We start from the raw sequence: 4498 nt of genomic DNA on the forward strand, positions 1-4498 counted from the left end.
GCCTCCAGTGTCCCGGGCCGGGCGCGTCGGCGGGTGGGGACGAAGGTCACCGATTCCGCCCACCGGTGATCACCGACGGGGACTCACAGCCCGGTGACGCCGTCCACCCGCTCGCGCAGCAGGTCCCTCTGCTTTTCCCCGTGCGTCGGCGACACCGCCCCGTTCACCCGGCCGGGGCGGTGTCGCCGCGTACTCATTGGAGCGGGGAATCGGGCGGGGGGAGACGGATGATGCGTTCCCGGTCGACGGAGTCGACGCCCTCGATCGCCTCCAGGGCGGGTATCCGGTCCTCCGCGACGGTGCCGGAGAGCGTGCCGAGGATCGGCTGCTCGCCCGTGACCGTCAGCCCGGCCCGCCGCAGGGCCTCGATCACCTCCCCGAACCGGTCGGGGTCGACCGCGAGGACGACCCCGATCGGCGCGGACCGGGACGGCTCGCTCACGGCGCCTGGAGCAGGCCGGCGCCGACGTCCTCGACGGGCTGCGTCAGCGGGAACGCGCCGGCCTTCAGGGCGGCGACGAGATCGGTCGCGGAGGCGTCGGGGATCGCCCCGGAGAGCAGGGCGAGGACGCCCGCCACGTGTGGCGTGGCCATGCTGGTGCCGCTCAGGTGCCGGTACCCGCCGCCGGGGGCGGCCGAGCGCACCTGCCACCCGGGCGCGGCGATGTTGATCTCGCCGCCCTGGTCGTTGATGGCGCCGTTGGAGAAGAACGCCGGCGCGATCGCCTTGTCGAGCGCGGCCACCGCGAGGATGCCGGGGCAGTTGGCCGGCCGGCTGACGGGCTCGACCCTTCCCGGCCGGTCACTGTCGTTGCCGGCAGCGGCGACGATCACCGTTCCGCGCTCGAGCGCGCGCCTGGCCAGGATTTCGTATGTCTGAGGGAAGAGCTCACCCGGGCGTACCCGTGCGCCGAGCGACATGGAGATCACCCGGGCACCGTGGGAGACGGCCCAGGCCATACCCGCCAGGATGAAACCGTCCCGCCCGCTGCCCGAGTTGCCGAGCACCTTCGCCGCGAGGATCCGGGCCTCGGGGGCCACCCCGTAGCGGGGACCCCGCCGGGGATCGGCCGGGCCGGCGACGGTGCCGATGCAGTGCGTGCCGTGGCCGTTGCCGTCCTCCACGGTCTCGCCGGGGACGAAGGATTCCGTCGCCTCGATACGGCCGGCGAGATCCGGGTGGTCGGTGTCCACTCCGGTGTCCAGAACGGCGACCTTCACACCGTGTCCGGTCAGGTGGGACAGGTTGGCCCGGATCGCCTGCAGGCCCCAGGTCCAGGTGTCCTCGTTCCAGGCCGGGCCCTGGCCCGCCGCTATCTCGGCCCTGGTGTGCCGGGCGACCACACCCTCGTCGCTGCGGAAGGCCGGAAAGAACTCGGTTGGTGCCTGCTGAGGGGCGGTGATCGGCAACGCGTGCACCGTGCGCTCCGGTTCCGCCGCGAGGATCGAGGGCTCGGCCTCCGCCGTGGTCACCAGCGTATGGCGCTGCTCGGGCCGGACCTCGACGACGGCCGCGGCGAGATCCTCGAAGAGCACCGAGACATCGGGGCGTTCGAGGAGTTCGGCGACATTCCCCTCATCGGGGTCCCGAACGCGCTCGACGGACGCGATGCCGGCGGAGGAGCGCAGTTCGTCGATTCCGCTGTCCTGATGGTTGGGGTCGAGCAGTACCACGTACCGGCCCGTGTACTCCGAGTCCCGACCCGTGGCGGAGCCGTTGGCTCGGTGGGGCCGCTCCCCGAAGTCATGCCTGTTCATGGGGTCGTTCACCATTGAATCTTTCGCTTTCCCTGTGATCCCCCCTGCTTTCCGGGCACGCGCCGATTCAGGGAATTCCGGACGCCGAAACGAGTGGGGCGCGACTCGGTCGTGAACCGACGCGTGGTGCCGTCAACCGAAGGACGGTCTTTCTTCTGCCGGACCATCGGCAGTGCCCCTCGATCACCGTCGCACCGGGCACGAGCAGCCGCAACACGGGGCCGCGGACCCGGAGGACACCCACCGGGGACCGGTACGCGAAGCGGTTCGCGCCGCAGTGGACGAAGCGTTCGGTGACACACCGTGCCCCGGGCCGCTCCGGGTGCCACCGCTTCCGCCGGCGCGGGCAGGTGGAGGACGACCGGCACGGCCGGCAGGACGCCCGGCCGAGACCGGATCGATCTTCCGGGGGCACTCCGGCGTGAGGGGCGACGCCCGGCACCCGTCCCCCCGTCGCACCGGCCGTTCGGTCGCTCCCTCAGGTGTCCTCGGGGAGGGGCTCGGCGCCGGTGAGGCGGTGCAGGGGGTAGGTGCGGACCTCGTCGGCGGTGTGGTCGAAGCAGCTGACGAAGCCGCCCTCCACCCGCACCGGCGCGATCAGCCGGCGCTCCACGGTGCCGTCCGCGCCGACGCATCCCACCCACACCCGGCCGCCCGTCCCGGCGGCCGAGCGCAGCACCCCGGGGATCTCCGCGATCGGGGTGCGGGGGGCGGGCCCCGAGGCGCCCTCGCGGGCGGCGGCGGCCCGGGCCCGCCGGGCCGGGCGACCCGACCCGGCGGCGGCCGTCGCGCCCGCCGCCCCGGCGTCCTCCCGGCTCCCGGCCCGGTCACCCGCCCGGATCGCCCCCACGGCCGCGCCGAGCAGGGACGGCGTCGCCGGGGGCGGCCCGTCCGGTACCGGTTGGGGCGCGGTGCGCGGCGGGGTGCGCCGAACGTCGCCGGTCAGGGTGACCACCGTCCCCCCGGCGTCCTCGGCCGCCGGGGCCAGCCCCAGCTCCCGCAGCCGTTCCAGCAGCACGCCCGGCGCGGCGGGCGAGACCGCGACGGTCGGCGCGATCCGCAGCAGCCGCAGCGATTCCGAGCGGCGGTCGGCGAGCACCTGGTCGAGCAGGGCCTCGTCCTCGCAGCGCAGGTAGCCGCCGGCGGCTCCCACCCGCAGCCGGCCGTGCCGCCGGGCGGTGTCGTCGATCAGGTAGGTCAACGGCTGGGGGACCGGGGTGCGGGAGTGTTCGGCGAGGAAGGCGTGCAGTTCCCGCGGGGTGTGTCCGGCGTCCAGGGCGCGGCGCACCCCGGCGGCGGTGAAGCGGTAGACGGTGGCACCGCCGGTGGACTCCACATCGGCGGCCCGCGCCATGAACCGGGCCAGGTCCCGCCGCAGCGGGCCGGGGGCGACGGCGGTGAGATCGGCCTGGAGCAGCACGTGGTCCACCGGCTCGGGCAGCAGCGGTGCCAGGGCGTCCACGGCGGCGTCGACGGCGGTCTCCGCCGGCCCCCGGGGGATCTCGCCGGGCTCGCCCGCCCCGTCCGGCGCACTCGGCCCGGCGTCCGGTGCGAACAGGGGGCGCGCGTGGTCGGCGAAGGCGCCACGGCCGGTGACGCCCAGCCACTCCGCCTCGGCCAACGTGGCCGCGCACACCGTGCTGTGCAACTCCTCGGTGGTGCGCCGGGGCAGCTCCCAGCGCACCCGCGACCGCAGTGAGGCCGGCTCCGGTGCCCCGCCCGCCGGCAGTCCGGCCAGCAGCTCCAGCACCCGGAGGCGCAACTCCGGCGCCACGCCCCGGTCCAGCCCGGGGCCCAGGGGGGTGAGCACGCGCCCGTCCCCGCCGGTGCGCCGGCCCCGGGCCCCGCCCGGCGGCACGGGCGTGGTGTCGCGCTCCCCGATCAGCGCCGCCACCCGGCTGCCCGCCCACCACGCGGCGACCAATCGTCCCCACCGCTCGGCGGGCGGGGACTCCACCCACGCGTCGTACGCCGGGGTCGGCGCGAACCGTTCGTCCGGCTCGCCGTCGGCGGCGATCAGCCCGGCGGCGTGCGCCACCTCGATCCGGAACGCCGCCTCGGGCTCGGGCACGTCCAGCGCCACGGCCGTGCGCTTGAGGTCGCGCACGCCCAGACCGCCGGCGCGCAACACCGCCGGCGGCTCCCGCTCCCACAACGTCGCCAGCTCCTCGACGGCGGTGACCGCCGCGTACGCCTGACCGGCCGCCATGGCGTTCACCCGCTCGGGGTCGTGCGTGGCGCGCAGGTCGATGCCGGGAGGGTCGGGCAGCAGCGCCCGGTGCGCCCGCCCCCCGCGCAGGGTCAGGGCGACCTCCCGGGGAAGCACCACCGTGCCCGGCGAGACCCGCACCAGGACCCCGGCCTCCAGCAGGGCCCGCACGGCGGGCGGGACCGGGGCCTGTGCGGGCACCGTGCCGTAGGGCGGGCCCCACATCAGGCGTTCCGGGACCGACCGCGCGTCCCCGTGCAGTCGGTCGAGCAGGGCTCCCAGTCGGTCGGGGTCGGTGAACAGCTCGGTGAGCGCGGTCAGGGCGCTCACCGGGTCCCCGGTCGGCGGCAGACCGGCGCCGATCAGCAGTTCCTGCATCCGGCGCGGGGACATGCCGGCCGTGGCCTCGGAGAGGGTCGGCCCCAGGCCGGTGGTGCCGGGGCGCTGCGGGGCGGGGGCGAGCAGTTCGCGGGCGGTGCGCACCAGGCGCAGGGCCTCCTCCCCGCCCCACAGCAGGGCCCGCGCCCGCAG

The 4498-nt window shown here is 76.0% G+C and carries 3 protein-coding genes; all 3 read right to left on the minus strand.

Going from position 1 to position 4498, the window contains the following annotated elements; genetic code table 11:
* Window positions 1–193: 193 nt before the first annotated feature.
* Window positions 194–442, minus strand: coding sequence for a hypothetical protein (locus tag FNQ90_RS13680; protein ID WP_182606636.1), 249 nt, complete (start codon window positions 440–442; stop codon window positions 194–196).
* Window positions 439–1758 (minus strand): S8 family peptidase, encoded by a 1320-nt coding sequence (locus tag FNQ90_RS13685; RefSeq protein WP_228471128.1) that lies wholly within the window; start codon window positions 1756–1758, stop codon window positions 439–441. Before FNQ90_RS13685 ends, FNQ90_RS13680 begins: the two co-directional genes overlap by 4 nt.
* A 478-nt stretch (window positions 1759–2236) precedes the next feature.
* Window positions 2237–4498, minus strand: a 2262-nt coding sequence (locus tag FNQ90_RS13690; RefSeq protein ID WP_182606638.1) for a helicase-associated domain-containing protein, incomplete at its 5' end; no start/stop codon positions are given.

This window comes from Streptomyces alkaliphilus, from assembly GCF_014141535.1.
In the GTDB taxonomy this organism is placed as follows: domain Bacteria; phylum Actinomycetota; class Actinomycetes; order Streptomycetales; family Streptomycetaceae; genus Streptomyces; species Streptomyces alkaliphilus.

Bases quoted from the DNA above. Each gene is read 5' to 3' on its own strand.
- FNQ90_RS13685 (WP_228471128.1), bottom strand. From the start codon at position 1,758: ATGAACAGGCATGACTTCGGGGAGCGGCCCCACCGAGCCAACGGCTCC.